Origin of the sequence: Yersinia similis, assembly GCF_001053095.1 — a bacterium.
Lineage (GTDB): Bacteria > Pseudomonadota > Gammaproteobacteria > Enterobacterales > Enterobacteriaceae > Yersinia > Yersinia similis.
In genome coordinates this window covers 272,785-289,422 of sequence record NZ_CGBP01000001.1, presented here as the reverse complement: position 1 = coordinate 289,422, position 16,638 = coordinate 272,785, and the positions used below count along the sequence as shown (strand labels likewise).

Here is a 16,638-nt window from a genome sequence, read left to right as displayed (position 1 = left end):
AAACTATTTGCTTTATGGTGCCATCAACGAGATCCAACGTAGTTGTAGTTGTAGTTGTAGTTGTAGTTGTAGTTGTAAATGTAAATGTAAATGTAAATGTAAATGTAGCTAACGCCCCTACAGCTTCAAGTGAGAAAGTAAACAGGTAATCCACGATGACACATAAGGTTATCTGGCATGGAGATGGATTTTTATGGTTGTAAAAAACCGGGTTCTGCTAACACTGGCTATTTTATTGGTTTTAGCAGGCGCTGGGCTTGCCTTTCTTAGTCATGCACCTAATCGATTGATTTCCGGGCAGGGGATCATGCTGATATCGCTAATAACCGGCCCTGTTCTGTGGCTGCTAGCACCAATACTTGGGTTAATTATCTTTGCTTTTCTCACTCCCAGCGTCGCCCTATATTGGTTGACTGCCTTGCTTGCAGAGTTGCTGGTATTAGGCTTACTGCTATTGGCGGGTATGACCGCCACTCAACTGGCTGGAGGCGAAGAGAGCCTCGTCCGCACGTCATTGGGAGGTGGGTTTTGGTTGATGAGTGGGGTGAGTTTATTGATTGCTATCGACAGTTTATCTCGTGCTATTGCTCATCCTGTCTGGCGCAGTTTAGCCAATACTTTGTTGATGCTACCAATAATTGCATTGCTGGCTAGTGGGCAATTAGATCAGTTGTCATTAATGAAGGAATATATGAATCGTCAGGACGTATTTGATGATGCCCTATGGCGGCATGTCCAAATACTACTGACAACGCTAGTTCCGGCGGTGGTGATTGGCATTCCTCTTGGCTTACTTTGCTTTCACTCTCACCGCTTACAAGGCGCTATTTTTTCGACGTTAAACATTATTCAAACGATCCCATCTATTGCCTTGTTTGGTTTGCTGATTGCACCATTAGCAGGGTTAGCCGCTGCTATCCCCTGGCTTGCTGAACAGGGTATCGGTGGCATTGGTTTAGCGCCCGCGATTATCGCATTGGTGCTGTATGCCTTATTACCCTTAGTACGTAATGTGGTTGCCGGGTTAGAGGCTGTCCCCGACAGTGTGGTGGAGTCAGCCAGAGGTATGGGGATGACACACCGGCAGTTATTTTTTCGGGTACAAATGCCGATTGCCATGCCACTCATTCTGTCGGGCGTTCGCATTATTGCTGTTCAAACCGTGGGGTTAGCTGTAGTCGCAGCGCTGATTGGTGCGGGGGGGCTAGGGGCCATCGTATTCCAAGGTTTGTTAAGTAGCGCTCTGGATTTGGTGCTGCTTGGTGTTATCCCCGTGATAGTGATGGCGGTTGTTGTTGATTCACTGTTTAAATTCATCATTATATTTATGGATATTTCACGTCGATGATTCAATTCCATCAAGTCAGTAAGTATTTTGCCGGTAAACGGGCGGTAGATAACCTATCCCTACAGATTTCTAAAGGGGAGTTTACTGTGCTGATAGGTACCTCCGGTTCTGGTAAGTCAACCACCTTAAAAATGATTAACAGGTTGATTGAACACGATGAAGGAAAAATCCGTTTTGCCGGTGAGGAGATCCGTAACTACAAACCGGAAGATTTACGGCGGCGCATGGGGTATGCGATTCAATCAATAGGGCTATTTCCGCATTGGACGGTAGAACGCAATATTGCCACGGTGCCACAGTTGCTTAAATGGCCAAAGGATCGTATTCGTCAACGTGTTGTTGAACTGTTGGAGCTGTTGCATCTGGAGCCACAACAGTTTTGTCACCGTTATCCTCATCAATTATCTGGAGGGCAGCAACAGAGAGTTGGGGTCGCAAGAGCCTTGGCGGCGGATCCTGAGGTGCTATTGATGGATGAACCTTTTGGTGCGTTGGATCCGGTAACGCGTTCAGCGTTGCAGCTTGAAATTACCCGTATTCATCAATTGTCGGGGCGAACTATCGTGCTGGTTACCCATGATATTGATGAGGCATTGAGTCTTGCTGATCGCATTGTTTTGATGGATGAAGGGCGAGTTATTCAGCAGGGAACGCCCCTTGAAATGTTGGCCCAGCCTGCCAATGATTTTGTCCGTGATTTCTTTGGCCGCAGTGATCTTGGTATTAAATTGTTGTCACTTGGGCGAGTAGAACAACGTGTTAGATGTGGTGAAATTCTGGCAGGGCAGCCGATACTGGGTACCACCAGCTTGCGCGAGGCACTTTCCCTGTTTGTTTCCCGCCAGACGGATAAATTACCGGTTGCTGATGAACACGGGCAGCCACTAGGAGTGCTCTATTTTGCTGATTTGGTTGCGAATAAGGAAAAAGTATGAACCCAGCAGAAACTAAACCTGATAATACAGTAGTGGGTGATGCTAAAAGTATTAAACCGGGGCTGCGGTTTTGGTTTTGGCTAAAAGATCCTCTGTGCTGGGCGCTGCTCATCCTTTGTGGGTTGATCTTCGGTATGACCTCACTACAGAGTTTCTTTACCGTATTATTCCCAGAACTTGATCGGCCGATCTATTTGCAAGATACCTTTTTTTCATTGGTGGTAGCCCATGTATTACTGGTATTGGCCTCCAGTAGTATTGCTGTTTTCATTGGTGTTGCTACCGGGATTGCGGTAACGCGTCCGGCAGGAAAGGAGTTTCGTTCGGTAGTGGAAACTGTTGTGGCGATGGGGCAAACATTTCCCCCCGTAGCGGTACTCGCCATTGCAGTTCCTGTGATGGGGTTCAGTGAGAAACCAGCGATTATTGCTCTGGTGCTTTATGGTTTATTGCCGATTTTACAAGGCACCATTGCGGGTATTGAATCCGTTTCGCCCAGTATCCGTGAAGTGGCGGCAGGTGTTGGGATGAGTGCGAGGCAGATCCTCTGGAAGGTGGAATTACCTTTGGCTGCGCCAGTTATTGTGGCGGGTATTCGCACTTCGGTAATCATCAATATAGGTACTGCGGCTATTGCGTCGACAGTGGGGGCTAAGACGCTTGGCTCACCAATTATTATCGGCCTCAGCGGATTTAATACCGCTTACGTTATTCAGGGGGCCGCCGTTGTTGCGCTTTTAGCGATTATTACTGATACGATTTTTGAACGTTGGACTCGGCGGTTGTTACGCTGGAGGGAACTGTATTTTATTTCTGCTCCCCGAACTGATTAATGGTGCCATCAATGGCTCTCCTTGATCTGAATTATCGGTGTAAGTTAGTGGTTCGGTATTCACTTTTTTACTTGGTTGTAATACCAATGCCAATGCCAATGCCAATGACTTTGGATTTGGTGCTTTCCTGACTCTGCCAATATTATTAGTTTATTAATATAAATAAAAACTATTTTTCATGAGTTAATAACCATTTAATTACTGCAATTTATTTTGATGATTATATTTTAATTTTATTTTTAATTATTTCATTGTTGTTTTATTTTATAAGAATTCATTGTGATTATTATCTGTAGTAAGGTAATTAAAATAAATCGTTAATTATCTATTGTGGTTTTTTATATTTGAATTTGACTTTATTTATAAAATATATCGTCTACCTTTATAACTGCGTCTGGCTATTAATCATCATTTTCAGCCTATTATAGGGATTTGTAAGGATTACCTATGTCTACAGATGATCAGAAAGTTGGGTTAATTCCTGTAACCCTCATGGTTGCAGGGAATATAATGGGGTCTGGTGTTTTCTTATTACCGGCGAATTTGGCTGCTACAGGTGGAATCGCGATATGGGGATGGTTGGTGACTATTATTGGTGCTCTGGCACTATCAATGGTTTACGCCAAAATGTCATCTTTGGATGATAGCCCAGGGGGGTCTTATGCTTATGCGCGGCGTGCCTTTGGGCCATTTTTAGGTTATCAAACAAATGTTTTGTATTGGTTGGCATGTTGGATCGGTAATATTGCGATGGTCGTTATTGGTGTCGGCTATCTCAGTTATTTTTTCCCTATTTTAAAAGAGCCCATGGTATTAACGATTACTTGCGTAGTATTTCTATGGATATTTGTCGGGCTGAATATTATTGGGCCTAAAATGATCACCCGTGTACAAGCGGTAGCCACGTCACTGGCGCTTATTCCAATTGTGGGTATCGCTTTATTTGGGTGGTTCTGGTTTAAAGGCGAAACCTATATGGCAGCCTGGAATGTCAGTGGATTAGGTACCGTTGGTGCAATTCAAAGTACTCTTAATGTGACGCTATGGTCATTTATCGGCGTCGAAACTGCATCGGTGGCGGCAGGGGTAGTTAAAAATCCAAAACGTAATGTCCCGATTGCCACCGTGGGTGGGGTGCTAATTGCTGCTGTTTGTTATGTTCTTTCCAGTAGCGCCATTATGGGGATGATCCCTAATGCAGAATTGCGTCTATCAGCATCGCCATTTGGTGATGCAGCCCGTTTAGCATTGGGAGATACGGCAGGGGCGGTAGTTTCACTCTGTGCGGCGGCAGGGTGTTTAGGGTCTCTAGGCGGTTGGACGCTGGTGGCTGGGCAGACGGCTAAAGCGGCGGCTGATGATGGGTTATTCCCACCCATTTTCGGTAAGGTCAATAAAGCCGGTACGCCAGTGGCCGGGCTACTTATTCTTGGCGTACTGATGACCATTTTCCAAATTAGCAGTATTTCGCCGAATGCGGCCAAAGAGTTTGGCCTAGTCTCTTCCGTTTCTGTGATTTTTACTCTGGTACCGTATCTGTATACCTGTTCAGCCTTATTGCTGGTCGGTCATGGCCATTTAGGCACTCAAGTGAAAACTTATGTCGGCATAACCCTTATTGCTTTTGTGTATTGCATTTGGGCCGTAGTTGGTTCGGGTGCCAAGGAAGTGATGTGGTCATTCGTTACCTTAATGGTTATCACCGCGCTTTATACTTTTAATTATAACCGTACCCACAAAAACCCATTCCCACTCGATGCTCCTGTTAAGAACGGGCAGTAATACTCACTCCCACCTGTGGCAGTGTGGGAATCATTGATGTGATGATATAGATAAAGGGATAAATACTATGATTGATTTAAGCAGTCACAAGAAACGCAACGTTTTAGTGGTTGACAGCAATATTCGTGATAGCAATACCGCTAATGGTCGGGCGGTAAACGAACTTATCATTGCGCTTAATGACATTAATTTCAATGTGATTGCGGCGATGACGTTTGAAGATGGCGCGGCAACAGTGAGCTCCGACTCTTCGTTGTGCTGTATTTTTGTCGATTGGACTTCTGGTGGTAATGACGATGAATCCCATAGTCAGGCATTTGCATTGCTACAAGATATTCGTCGCCGTAATAAATCGGTACCCGTGTTATTGATGGCTGAGCATTCATGTATCAATAGTTTAAGTTTGGAGACCATGCAGCTCGTTAATGAATTTGTTTGGATGCATGAAGATACCTCTGAGTTTATAGCTGCTCGTGCCAAAGCACTAATCATCAAGTATTACCAGCAGTTGCTGCCACCTTTTACGCAAGCGCTGTTTCAATATACGCAAGATAATCCTGAATATTCATGGGCTGCCCCCGGCCATCAAGGGGGCGTCGCCTTCAGTAAGACGGCGGTTGGGCGCGAGTTTCTTGATTTCTTCGGCGAGAATCTATTTCGTACGGATACTGGCATTGAACGTGAGTCATTGGGATCTTTACTTGATCACAGTGGGCCGATAAAAGAGTCAGAAGCGTATGCCGCACAAGTTTTTGGTGCACATATCAGTTACTCGATGCTTAATGGCACATCGGGATCTAATCGCGCCATTATGGCCGCTGTCGTGGGAGATAAGCAGATAGCATTGTGTGATCGTAACTGTCATAAATCCATTGAACAGGGATTGCTCCTATCGGGTGCATTACCGGTGTTTTTTATTCCAACCCGTAACCGCTATGGCATTATTGGACCAATTCCTAAAGATCAACTCCAACCCACGGCTATCGCACAAAAAATTGAACAAAACCCCTTAAAGTCATTGGCTTGTGATAGCAAACCCGTCTATGCAGTTATCACCAATTGTACCTATGACGGTATGTGCTATAACGCCCAACAGGCACAGGATTTATTGGCAAAAAGCGTTGATCAGATTCATTTCGATGAAGCCTGGTACGCCTATGCCCGTTTTAATCCCCTTTATCAGGAGCGTTTTGCGATGCGTGGTGACCCGGCTGACCATGACGCGCTGGGGCCAACCGTTTTTGCTACACAATCAACGCATAAATTATTGGCAGCGCTGTCGCAAGCTTCTTATATTCATGTGAGAAATGGCAAAAAGCCGATAGAACATTCGCGGTTTAATGAGTCGTATATGTTGCAGTCAACCACTTCGCCGTTGTACGCCATTATTGCTGCCAATGAAGTGGGGGCGGCGATGATGGAAGGCGGGCAGGGATTAGCATTGACACAAGAGGTGATCGACGAAGCCGTTGATTTTCGGTTGGCGCTGGCTCGTGCACATGATGCTTTTGCCAAACAAGGCGAATGGTTCTTCAAACCTTGGAATGCACCGGAAATAACGGATAGCAAAAGTGGTAAAAAGTTACCTTTCTCCCAAGCGTCACGAGAGCAATTGACAACCGATCCCGCATGTTGGGTTCTCAAGCCGGGAGACCAGTGGCATGGTTTCGATCAGTTGGAAGAAGATTGGTGCATGTTGGATCCGATCAAAGCCGGGATTATGGTGCCGGGAATGGGGGATGACGGCAAGTTGTCAGAAAATGGAATTCCCGCGGCGATAGTGACCGCTTTCCTCGGGCAGCGGGGAATTGTACCGTCGCGGACCACAGATTTTATGGTGCTGTGCTTGTTTTCGGTTGGTGTAACGAAAGGTAAATGGGGCACACTCATTAATGTGTTACTGGAATTTAAGCAGCACTACGATAGCAATACACCGATATCGGTGTGCCTACCTGACTTGGCGAAAAATTATCCTCATCAATACGCTTATAAGGGGTTAAAAGTATTATGTGATGAGATGTTTGCTTATATGAAAATCAGTGAAATGGATAAACTGCAAGCTGGGGCATTTAGCCATTTGCCTACGCCTGTGGTCTTACCCCGTCAGGCTTTTCAAGATCATATGGCTGGGCGATGCGAGCTATTACCTATCGATAAGCTAGCTGGGCGCGTTTCCGCTGTTGGGGTTATTCCATATCCGCCGGGCATCCCAATAGTTATGCCGGGGGAGAGTTTTGGTAGCCAGGAAGAACCATGGCTACGTTATATCTTAAGCATCACTAAATGGGGTCAGCACTTTCCCGGCTTCGAGAAGATCTTGGAAGGGTCCGAGCAGAAAAATGGGCAGTATTTTATTTGGGTACTAAAACTGTAAATGCGCCTAGGGCGGGTCTCTCACCGCTGCTCCGCCCTAAGCTGTCAGTCAAAAATACTGCCAAAAAGCACTATCAGTCAAAAGAAACTGCCAGCCAAAAGGGGATAACAGTTTACGGTGATTCCTGGCCGGTGTTAGATAAACCTGCTGGGCCGATGTCTGGCACCGGAGAAGCCTCAGTAACATCAGCCTCATGTGGGGTTGTTGAGCGGGTGTAGATGTTCAGCCCCGCCAGGAAAACGCCCCCTAGTGAACTTAGTGCCATAACCGCAATCAGGATAATGAGTGTTTTTCTCAGCATAATAATTATTTTCACTTTTTATCTAAACAGTAGGAATTATAGTCCGTTCACGGTATGAAACAACCGTGTTATATAATTGCTACGTAATGATGATGATGAGTATGCAACAGTGATTTGCACGTATAGATTAACGGCGTGTGAATAAAAATTTCCCCAAGGTGACTAATACCACGGCAGAAACAATCACTGCCAGTGCGCCCCATTCGGTGGGGGATAAGCTTTCGCCAGCAAAACTAATTCCCAGTAACACCGCTACGACTGGGTTCACATAGGCATAGCTGGTTGCAACCGCTGGGCGGACATTTTTCAGTAGGAACATATAGGCGCTGATAGCGAGCATGGAGCCAAAAACAATTAAGTACAGTAATGCGAGAATACCGCTCATCGTCGGAGGTTGCTGTAACTCTTCGCCACTCAGTGTGCTGGCAAGCAGCAACACGACACCCGCCACCAGCATTTGTGCGGCACCAGACATCGCACCGGCTGGCAATGCTAACCGGGAACTCCAGACTGAACCAAATGCCCAACTGGCGGAAGCCAGTAATATCAGCATTGCCCCTACGGGGTTTCCTAATAGGTTGCTGCCGGTGTTGAGTAATATGATACCAACCAGCCCGAGAGCAATTCCCGCCCATTCCAGCTTAGTGTTACGCATTCCCCATAATAAACTGAAGCACAACGTAAACAGAGGGACAGTCGCTACCATGACTGCAGCGATACCGGAAGGAACATGTTGGTGCTCAGCGATGGTGACTAATCCATTACCAATTGCCAGTAATAAGATACCAATGGCACTGGCTGCTGCCCATTGCCGCAAAGTGGGTAGAGCATGACCGCGAATAGCAAGGAAACTGAAGAGTAAAACGCCGGCAATCAGGTAACGTAGCCCGGCCATCATCAGTGGTGGCCAGCTTTCTACCCCAATGCGGATAACCAGATAAGTTGAACCCCAGACGAAGTACAAGGTAAAAAGTGAACCGATCAACAACCACAAGTTACGGCGATTTTGCTTCAGCATAGTTATTCAACTAAAAAGAGAACGGTAAAACACAGGGGGCCAGTAAACATGAGAATAGTGGTGGTTAGCAAAGGATTTTATTGTTTTTTACGTTTTAATTTTTTGTCTGAATTTCACTCTAAAACAGAGGGTTATTTTTGATTTTGACCACAGATGAGTGAATAGATGCCTCCCAAATACCATCAGATATGATGCGTATACTCGTCATATCCCAAGCTGCATATGTGTTGACTGTCTAGCTATCTGACGAGTTATCTGACTGCAATCTCAATGCGGTTGAGGATAAATGGCTTATGGAATATGGCAGCCATAGCCTTCATGCGCGTGGTGTAAAAAAGCCGGGAATAATCCCGGCAATATAAAAATATTCAAAGAATAATAATTCACAATAAAATGAGGGTAACACCTTGCATACAAATTAGAACTGATACACCAGACCAAGCGCTACAACGTTATCAGTATTCAACTTCAGTTTATTATCATCATTGAGTTGGTTTATTTTATAATCAACATATGTGGACATGTTTTTGTTGAAGTAATATGTTGCACCAATGTCAACATATTTGACCAGGTCGGCGTCACCAATACCTTCGATATCTTTGCCCTTAGATTGAATATAGGCAATGGAAGGTTTTAAACCAAAGTCAAATAAATATTGAGCCACTAACTCAATGTTTTGGGTTTTATTAGCAAAACCACTTACGCTGGTTGACACGTTATTAATTACCGCAGTACCGGAGATTGGTGTCATGTTACGAGTTTCTGCATAAGTAGCCGCTAAATAAACGCCGTTATCGCTATATTTCAGGCCGGTAGTCCAGGCATCTGCTTTATCGCCTTTGCCAAAGGTACTGTTCTTCTGGGCCAGAGTGCGGTTAGATGAAGCATAGGCTGCGCCTACGCTGACACCTGCGCCAATCTCATAGCTGGAAGACAAACCGAAACCGTCGCCATTCTGCTTGGATGTATCAGCACGCCCGTTATTAGTCTCGCCTTCGGCACCGTTCTTGCCTTGATATTGCAGAGAGAATTTCAGACCATCAACCAAACCAAAGAAATCTGTGTTGCGGTAGGTAGCAACGCCTGTGGTACGACCAGTCATAAAGTTATCGGTTCTGGTGTAGCTGTCATTACCAAACTCAGGCAGCATATCGGTCCAGGCCGCGATATCATATAATACGCCGTAGTTACGGCCATAGTCGATTGAGCCTAAGTTACTGTAACGTAAACCGGCAAAGGCTAAGCGTGTTTTATTGTCTTTTGCTTCTTGGCTCTCGGCATAGTTAGCGGCGAAGTTATATTCCCACTGACCGTAACCGCTCAGTTCATCCGTTATTTGAGTGACACCTTTGAAACCCAGGCGAACATACGATTTATCACCATCACTTTTTGTATTATCAGAAAAGTAATGTAACGCTTTTACTTTCCCATATAAATCCAGCTTATTACCGTCTTTGTTGTAAATTTCTGCTGCATGTGAGGTGGTTGCAACTAATAGAGTCGGTATAAGGATTGCTAGAATATTACGTTTCATGTTTTGCCCTGTTTCTCTTATTGAAAAAACGCGAATAATAAAATTTTTGCTGTATTCAATATCTGTCTGAATTTTCCCAGCGCAGAATTTTTACCGCATCTGTGTGATATATTTATGACAAATCATAAATAACTGCTTCATTACGTAAATTTTATCCCGCTTTGGTTAACACCAAGTCGGTGTTTTAACGCCAATGAAGGCGCTTTCGGGCTGACGTAGGCGGTGCTCTGTGGGACAATAGGGCATCATTCAGTTTAGATAAGATATGCATGGCGTTGTCTTCAGCAGTAAAAGAACAAATCAGTCAGTGGTATAAGGCGTTGCAACAGCAGATACCGGATTTTATTTCCCGGGCGCCACAGCGTCAGATGATTGCTGAAGTGGCGAAAACACTATCAGGCGATGCTGGCCGCCATTTGGCTATTGAAGCACCAACGGGTGTTGGTAAAACGCTGTCTTATCTGATCCCCGGTATCGCTGTCAGCCGTGCAGAAAATAAACCGTTAGTAGTCAGCACCGCGAATGTGGCGTTACAGGATCAGATTTACAGTAAAGACTTACCTCTGTTGAAAAAAATCATTCCTGACCTGAAATTTACCGGAGCCTTTGGGCGTGGGCGTTATGTCTGTCCGCGTAACCTGGCTGCAATGTGCACTGATGTGTCCGGGCAGGGGGATTTATCGCTATTTCTTGGTGATGAACTGGCACCGGCAAACGGTGAAGAGCAAGCGACTTGTTTGGCATTGTCTAAGTCGCTGAACAGCTACGTTTGGGATGGGTTACGCGATCATCATCAATTAGCTCTCAGTGACAATTTATGGGCCAAATTGAGTACCGATAAAGCCAATTGTCTGGGGCGTAATTGCCATTATTTCCGTGAATGTCCGTTCTTTATTGCCCGCAAAGAGATCGAAAGCGCCGATGTCGTGGTGGCTAACCACGCATTAGTGATGGCCGCATTGGAAACTGAATCTGTTTTGCCCAATCCCAAAGAGCTATTGCTGGTATTGGATGAAGGCCATCATTTACCGGATGTCGCACGTGATGCATTAGAAATTGAAGGTGAAATCACAGCGGTATTTGCCAATATGCAGTTGGATATGATTGTTCGGTTGGTGGATCAATGCATGGTGCAATACCGGCCAAAAAATCCCCCTGGGCTAGCCCATCCTGAACGCCTTAAAGATCACTGCGAGCAACTGCGCGAACTGATGCTTAGTGTTGAACAGCAAGTGAGTCAGTTGCTGCCTACTGAAGGCAATCCAGCGGTGTACCGTTTTGAGATGGGCGATCTACCAGAAAGTTTAACGGAAAGTTGTGCCAAATTATTCAAGCTGACGGATGCCTTGCGTGGGGTGGCCGAATTTGTACTCAATGATTTGAGTGAACAGACCGGTAAGCACGATATCGTTCGTTTACACCGTGCGATCATACAAATGAGCCGGATGCTGGGTTATCTGGAGGCGATGAGCAAGCTTTGGCGGTTGGCGGCGATGGAAAAAGCGTCGAATGCGCCGATTTCTAAATGGGTGACCCGCGAATACCGTGACAATCAAACGCATATTTACTTTCACTGTGTCGGGATCCGCGTCAGTGATCAGTTAGATAAAATGTTATGGCGCAAAGTGCCCCATGTGATTGTGACCTCGGCAACCTTACGCTCACTGAACAGTTTTGCGCGTTTACAGGAGATGAGCGGCTTGAGTGAGAAGGCCGGTGATCGGTTTGAAACATTGTCATCGCCGTTTAATCATATTGAGCAGGGGAAATTGATTATCCCTAAAATGCGCTTTGAACCCACCATGGCGAATGAAGCAGAGCATCTGGCAGAAATGGCACAATTCTTCCGTGCTCAGCACGCCAGTGGGCGGCATAAGGGGATGTTGATCCTGTTCAGTAGCCATCGGGCGATGCAAACATTCCTAAGCCACGTCACCGATCTGCGCCTCATGTTACTGGTTCAGGGGGATCAACCGCGTTATCGGCTGGTCGAAGAGCACCGTAAACGGGTGAATAATGGCACTGCCAGTGTATTGATTGGTCTGCAATCATTTGCTGAAGGGCTGGATTTAAAGGGTGAATTACTGACTCAAGTCCATATCCATAAAATTGCGTTTCCACCGATCGACAGCCCGGTGATCCTCACTGAGGGAGAGTGGTTAAAATCACTAAAGCGCTATCCGTTTGAAGTACAAAGTCTACCCAGCGCTTCATTCAACTTGATTCAGCAAGTCGGGCGGTTGATCCGCAGTAATGAGTGTCGTGGTGAAATTGTGATTTATGATCGGCGTTTATTAACCAAAGGTTATGGTTCACGGTTGTTAGCGGCATTGCCTGTTTTCCCGATTGAACAACCGGATATGCCTGAGGGGCCGTTGGTGACACCTACAGCGGTGAAAGGGCCTGCTAAGCGGACGAAGCGGGTTAGGAAGACACGGGATAAGCCATAAAAATGCACCTCCAAATATCAGGTGGTTATCCAACATTTGGGGTGCAGTTCAAAGGGGGTTATCGAGTTTAATTCAGGCCAAGTGCTTTTTTCACACCTGCGCCGTAAGCCGGATCAACCTGAGTAAACAAATCTATCTGACGGCGTTGGATAGCTTCAGGGACTTGCGATAACTCGCCCGCAATACGGGTAAACATGCGTTGATGTTCTTCTTCACTGAGTAGGTTAAACAGCGCTCGTGGTTGAGAGAAATAGTCGGTATCTTCGCGATGATTCCAATGATCTGCCGCCCCCTCCAATGTTAATGGCGGTTCGCTGAAATCAGGCTGTTCCTGGAATAGACCAAAGCTGTTTGGCTCATAAGTTGCGCCATTACCACTGTTACCGTCAACGCGCATTGCACCGTCACGATGATAATTATGGAACGGACATTTAGCACTGTTCACCGGGATCTGATGATGGTTAACCCCTAAACGATAGCGGGCGGCATCACCGTATGAGAACAGGCGGCCTTGTAACATGCGGTCTGGGGAGAAACTGATCCCAGGGACAACGTTAGCTGGATTGAATGAGGATTGTTCCACTTCAGCGAAGTAGTTTTCCGGGTTGCGATTCAATTCGAAGTAACCAACATCGATTAGCGGGTAATCACCGTGCGGCCACACTTTAGTCAGATCAAATGGGTTATAAGGTGTTTGTGATGCTTCGTGCTCTGGCATTACCTGAATCTGTAGTTTCCAACGCGGGAAGTCACCGCGCTCAATCGCTTCATACAGATCGCGCTGCGAGCTTTCTCTATCAGAACCAATCAGTTTTTCGGCTTCATCGTCCATCAGGTTTTCAATACCTTGCTGGCAACGGAAATGGAATTTAACCCAGAAACGTTCATTATTGGTATTGATTAGGCTAAAGGTATGGCTACCGAAACCGTGCATATGACGGTAGGATTTTGGCAAGCCACGGTCACTGAAATCGATGGTTAATTGATGCAGTGCCTCTGGCAGTTGAGAGAAGAAATCCCATTTATAAACCGGGTTACGCAGGTTGGTACGGGGGTCGCGTTTGACGACGTGGTTCAGGTCTGGGAACTTCAGTGGATCACGTAGATAGAAGACCGGTGTATCGTTACCAACCAAATCCCAGTTGCCTTCCTCGGTATAAAACTTCATGGCAAAACCACGGATATCACGTTCAGCATCTGCAGCACCACGTTCACCGGCGACAGTGGAGAAGCGGACAAACATGTCTGTTTTTTTACCGATCTCTGAGAAAATTTTTGCGCGAGTATATTGGGTAATATCATGAGTTACGGTGAACGTACCGTATGCACCGGAGCCTTTCGCATGCATGCGGCGCTCAGGGATCACTTCACGGTCAAAATGGGCTAATTTTTCCAGGAACCAAACATCTTGCAGTAGCATAGGGCCACGGCGGCCAGCCGTAATAACATTATTATTATCGACAACGGGAGCGCCTGCCGCGGTGGTTAATCCTTTCTTCTTGCTCATCATGTTCTCCAGTATGGCTGTTGAATTGATTGCGGTTTTAGGTTTAAACGTGATATCGCGTCAAAAATGGGATTGACAAGATAATAATTTTAACAAAAACACGGTGTTATTCTTTGATCTCCCCACTAGTTGTAGTCGTATTGACAGCATTCAGCAAATAGGTATGCCTTATTGTTAACATGGGCAATCGCTATTGCTGTGGGAACTTACGATCATTTGAAATTATGGCCATTTGAAATACTGTGCTGCTTAATTAGTTTATCCGTGTGGTCTTAGGTTTTTTTTCGGGTAAACTCAGCGCAGGAAAAACCGTTAGCTCGAAATGGCTAATCGGTGACATAACGAACAATGAGAGAACAATATGAATAAGCATTTAGTTGCGTGTGCAGCCAGTCTGCTGTTGGTAGCCGGTTCTGCCAGTGCGGTGAGTTTTAACGCTGAAACCGGGCGTCATTACACCAATTTAGGGTTTGGCCTGGGGACGAACACGGGCGGTTTGGCCATTAGTGGCAACTGGGCGCGCAGTGATCATGATGGCGATGTGCTGGGTCTTGGGCTGGGGTTTAATTTACCCGTTGGGCCAATGACCGCGACAGTGGGTGCCAAAGGGATTTATATGTCGCCAGAAGATGGCAGTAGTGGCGGTGCAGTGGCGATTGGCGGCGGGCTAAGCTATCCTATCAACAAATCATTCAGCGTATACGGTGAGGGATATTTCGCACCGGAAGAGTTGACCAGTGGTATGAAATCTTACAGCGAAGCCAATGGGGGCGTGCGCTGGAACGTATTCCGTCCGTTAACGGTTGATGTCGGTTACCGTTATATCAATATGGAAGGTAAAGAAGGCCGTCGGGATAATCGTCTGGCGGACGGGGTGTATATCGGCGCTGGTCTGAATTTCTGATTATCCTTCGTCCTTGACGTTGCGGCGTTGTTCGTATAGATACAGCGTTGTTCTTATAGTTTAGTTGCAGTGTTGTTCGTATAAATAAAAGTTAGCGGTATTTACTTACCCGAATTACTGACGTGAGTCAGCTCATCGGGCTTCGTTCACTTGCTACCTGGCTGCAACGGCAATAGCTTTGGGTTAACGGAAATGACTTTAGGCTAACGAATAAGGGCGCATTCCTATCAGGATATGCGCCCTTATTCGTCAGTTACGTATCACCCTACAGCGGGTAATGCGCCAGTGACGATACCAATCTGAATACCAATCACGGTAACACCACAGGCAAACACGATTGCCAGCGCGGGTCTTCCACCCCAAACCTGATATTTTCCCTGATGAAGCTTACGGGCTTTCCACGCTAACATTGCAGGCAGAATTAATGCCAATACTGACAATGCTACCGCGGCAAAACCCAACGCCATAATAAAGCCACGTGGATAAAACAGCGCAAACAGTAATGGCGGCGTAAAGGTAATTAACCCCGTTTGTAAACGGCCACGTATGGAATTTCGGCGTTTAAATAAATCAGCCAAATAGTCAAATAGCCCTAATGCTACTCCCAGGAATGAGGTTGCCAGTGCCAGGTCAGCAAACAGATGCACCGCCAGTTCAACATGGGGAGAGGCCACGACCTCGCGTACTGCTTGGAGTAAACCGTTCAAACCGGCTTGCTGGGCCAGAATACCGACAAAAGTATGAGAGGAGATCGCCCCCAGTGTGGCTAATTGCCAGAAGATATAAGCGATAAGCGGTATAGCACTGCCGATGATAAATACCCAGCGCAGTTTACGGATATTACCGCCCATATAATTAACAATACTGGGTATGCTGCCGTGGAAACCGAATGAAGTAAAAATTACCGGGATTGCAGAAAGTGCCAGCCCTTGCTCTAGCGGCAATGTCAGTAGATTGGTTTTTTCGATATGCGGCATCATCAGTGCCAGCATTACAATCAGGAAAATGATTTTTGCACTGAACAGGATACGATTGAATAAATCGACCGAATGGGTGCCGATGCAAACCACCCCACCCGCGACTAAGGTAAATAGCAAGACACCGAGATAGGTCGGGAATGATTGCTGAGTCCATTGGCTGATACTGGTTGCCAATAATTCGCCCGCACCACTGATATAAGCAGCGGTGAGTGCATACATCAGAAACATCATACTGAAACCCGTCAGCCATTGACCATGGCCACCGAGGTAGCGCTTGGCTAATGTACCAAGCCCAGTATCAGCCGTTTCATATTGATAAACTTCCACCAGCAATAATGCGGTGTAACACATTAATAACCAAAGAGAAACAAGTAGTGCTAGTGTGACGCCAAACCCAACGCCTGCCGCCGCCAGTGGCATTGCCAACATGCCCGCACCAATGGTGGTACCTGCAACGATAAATATACTGCCCAGAGTGCGATTCTTCACGCTTTCCTCTACTACATGGCTATTTATACCCCAACTAAATGGCATCGCGGCCAGCATCTATACTAGCCCGCAGGATGAACCTCAAATAAGACTCATTTAATCCTGATGAGCTGATTCACGCAGTAATTCGGTTAAATTAAAGCCGTTAACACCGCTGCAACGTCAAATAAGAGGGGTATATTG

General features: G+C 46.2%; 12 protein-coding genes. 7 read left to right on the top strand and 5 right to left on the bottom strand.

The genetic code is table 11. The annotated features are described in order from the left end of the window. Nucleotides 1–193 precede the first annotated feature (193 nt). From AC971_RS01195 to AC971_RS01175, 5 genes are all read left to right on the top strand, one after another. A complete protein-coding gene (locus AC971_RS01195) occupies nucleotides 194–1,348 on the top strand; it encodes an ABC transporter permease (protein WP_025383146.1) in 1,155 nt (384 codons plus the stop codon). Next, nucleotides 1,345–2,283 (top strand): ABC transporter ATP-binding protein, encoded by a 939-nt coding sequence (locus AC971_RS01190; protein ID WP_025383147.1) that lies wholly within the window; start codon nucleotides 1,345–1,347, stop codon nucleotides 2,281–2,283. The genes AC971_RS01195 and AC971_RS01190 overlap by 4 nt, the downstream gene beginning before the upstream one ends. Before the next feature lie 134 nt (nucleotides 2,284–2,417). Next, a complete protein-coding gene (locus AC971_RS01185; protein ID WP_038402608.1) occupies nucleotides 2,418–3,116 on the top strand; it encodes an ABC transporter permease in 699 nt (232 codons plus the stop codon). A 447-nt stretch (nucleotides 3,117–3,563) separates the two neighbouring features. Then, on the top strand, nucleotides 3,564–4,898 hold the full coding sequence (gene adiC, locus AC971_RS01180; RefSeq protein ID WP_025383149.1) for an arginine/agmatine antiporter: 1,335 nt from the start codon (nucleotides 3,564–3,566) through the stop codon (nucleotides 4,896–4,898). A 67-nt stretch (nucleotides 4,899–4,965) separates the two neighbouring features. Then, entirely contained in the window at nucleotides 4,966–7,272 is a 2,307-nt protein-coding gene (locus AC971_RS01175; RefSeq protein ID WP_025383150.1) for an Orn/Lys/Arg family decarboxylase, read from the top strand. A gap of 112 nt (nucleotides 7,273–7,384) precedes the next feature. Here AC971_RS01175 and AC971_RS01170 read toward each other — a convergent pair whose 3' ends face one another. The 3 genes from AC971_RS01170 to ompF2 form a co-directional block, all read right to left on the bottom strand. After that, the gene (locus AC971_RS01170) at nucleotides 7,385–7,573 is read right to left on the bottom strand and encodes a hypothetical protein (RefSeq protein ID WP_025383151.1); all 189 of its coding nucleotides are present in this window, start codon (nucleotides 7,571–7,573) and stop codon (nucleotides 7,385–7,387) included. A gap of 127 nt (nucleotides 7,574–7,700) precedes the next feature. Further along, a complete protein-coding gene (yedA, locus tag AC971_RS01165; protein WP_025383152.1) occupies nucleotides 7,701–8,591 on the bottom strand; it encodes a drug/metabolite exporter YedA in 891 nt (296 codons plus the stop codon). A gap of 418 nt (nucleotides 8,592–9,009) precedes the next feature. After that, on the bottom strand, nucleotides 9,010–10,125 hold the full coding sequence (ompF2, locus tag AC971_RS01160; protein WP_025383153.1) for a porin OmpF2: 1,116 nt from the start codon (nucleotides 10,123–10,125) through the stop codon (nucleotides 9,010–9,012). 269 nt (nucleotides 10,126–10,394) lie between these two features. On the opposite strand from ompF2, the gene dinG reads away from it, so the two are divergent. After that, the gene (gene dinG / locus AC971_RS01155) at nucleotides 10,395–12,575 is read left to right on the top strand and encodes an ATP-dependent DNA helicase DinG (RefSeq protein WP_025383154.1); all 2,181 of its coding nucleotides are present in this window, start codon (nucleotides 10,395–10,397) and stop codon (nucleotides 12,573–12,575) included. 67 nt (nucleotides 12,576–12,642) lie between these two features. Here the strand turns inward: dinG and katA are convergent, their stop codons facing one another. Then, nucleotides 12,643–14,082 carry a catalase KatA gene (gene katA, locus AC971_RS01150; protein ID WP_025383155.1) on the bottom strand — a complete coding sequence of 480 codons (1,440 nt, stop codon included), beginning with the start codon at nucleotides 14,080–14,082 and terminating at the stop codon, nucleotides 12,643–12,645. Nucleotides 14,083–14,443: 361 nt separating this feature from the next. Here katA and AC971_RS01145 point away from each other — a divergent pair, with 361 nt between their 5' ends. Next, the gene (locus AC971_RS01145; protein ID WP_002210812.1) at nucleotides 14,444–14,986 is read left to right on the top strand and encodes a YfaZ family protein; all 543 of its coding nucleotides are present in this window, start codon (nucleotides 14,444–14,446) and stop codon (nucleotides 14,984–14,986) included. Nucleotides 14,987–15,246: 260 nt separating this feature from the next. Here AC971_RS01145 and tyrP read toward each other — a convergent pair whose 3' ends face one another. Continuing rightward, a complete protein-coding gene (gene tyrP / locus AC971_RS01140; protein ID WP_025383156.1) occupies nucleotides 15,247–16,455 on the bottom strand; it encodes a tyrosine transporter TyrP in 1,209 nt (402 codons plus the stop codon). Between the last annotated feature and the right edge of the window lie 183 nt (nucleotides 16,456–16,638).

Excerpts from the sequence above, each read along its gene's own strand:
- katA (WP_025383155.1), bottom strand. The coding sequence starts at position 14,082 with ATGAGCAAGAAGAAAGGATTAACCACCGCGGCAGGCGCTCCCGTTGTC.
- dinG (WP_025383154.1), top strand. The coding sequence starts at position 10,395 with ATGGCGTTGTCTTCAGCAGTAAAAGAACAAATCAGTCAGTGGTATAAG.
- AC971_RS01175 (WP_025383150.1), top strand. The coding sequence starts at position 4,966 with ATGATTGATTTAAGCAGTCACAAGAAACGCAACGTTTTAGTGGTTGAC.
- adiC (WP_025383149.1), top strand. The coding sequence starts at position 3,564 with ATGTCTACAGATGATCAGAAAGTTGGGTTAATTCCTGTAACCCTCATG.
- ompF2 (WP_025383153.1), bottom strand. The coding sequence starts at position 10,125 with ATGAAACGTAATATTCTAGCAATCCTTATACCGACTCTATTAGTTGCA.
- AC971_RS01185 (WP_038402608.1), top strand. The coding sequence starts at position 2,418 with ATGACCTCACTACAGAGTTTCTTTACCGTATTATTCCCAGAACTTGAT.
- AC971_RS01195 (WP_025383146.1), top strand. The coding sequence starts at position 194 with ATGGTTGTAAAAAACCGGGTTCTGCTAACACTGGCTATTTTATTGGTT.
- AC971_RS01170 (WP_025383151.1), bottom strand. The coding sequence starts at position 7,573 with ATGCTGAGAAAAACACTCATTATCCTGATTGCGGTTATGGCACTAAGT.
- AC971_RS01190 (WP_025383147.1), top strand. The coding sequence starts at position 1,345 with ATGATTCAATTCCATCAAGTCAGTAAGTATTTTGCCGGTAAACGGGCG.
- AC971_RS01145 (WP_002210812.1), top strand. The coding sequence starts at position 14,444 with ATGAATAAGCATTTAGTTGCGTGTGCAGCCAGTCTGCTGTTGGTAGCC.
- yedA (WP_025383152.1), bottom strand. The coding sequence starts at position 8,591 with ATGCTGAAGCAAAATCGCCGTAACTTGTGGTTGTTGATCGGTTCACTT.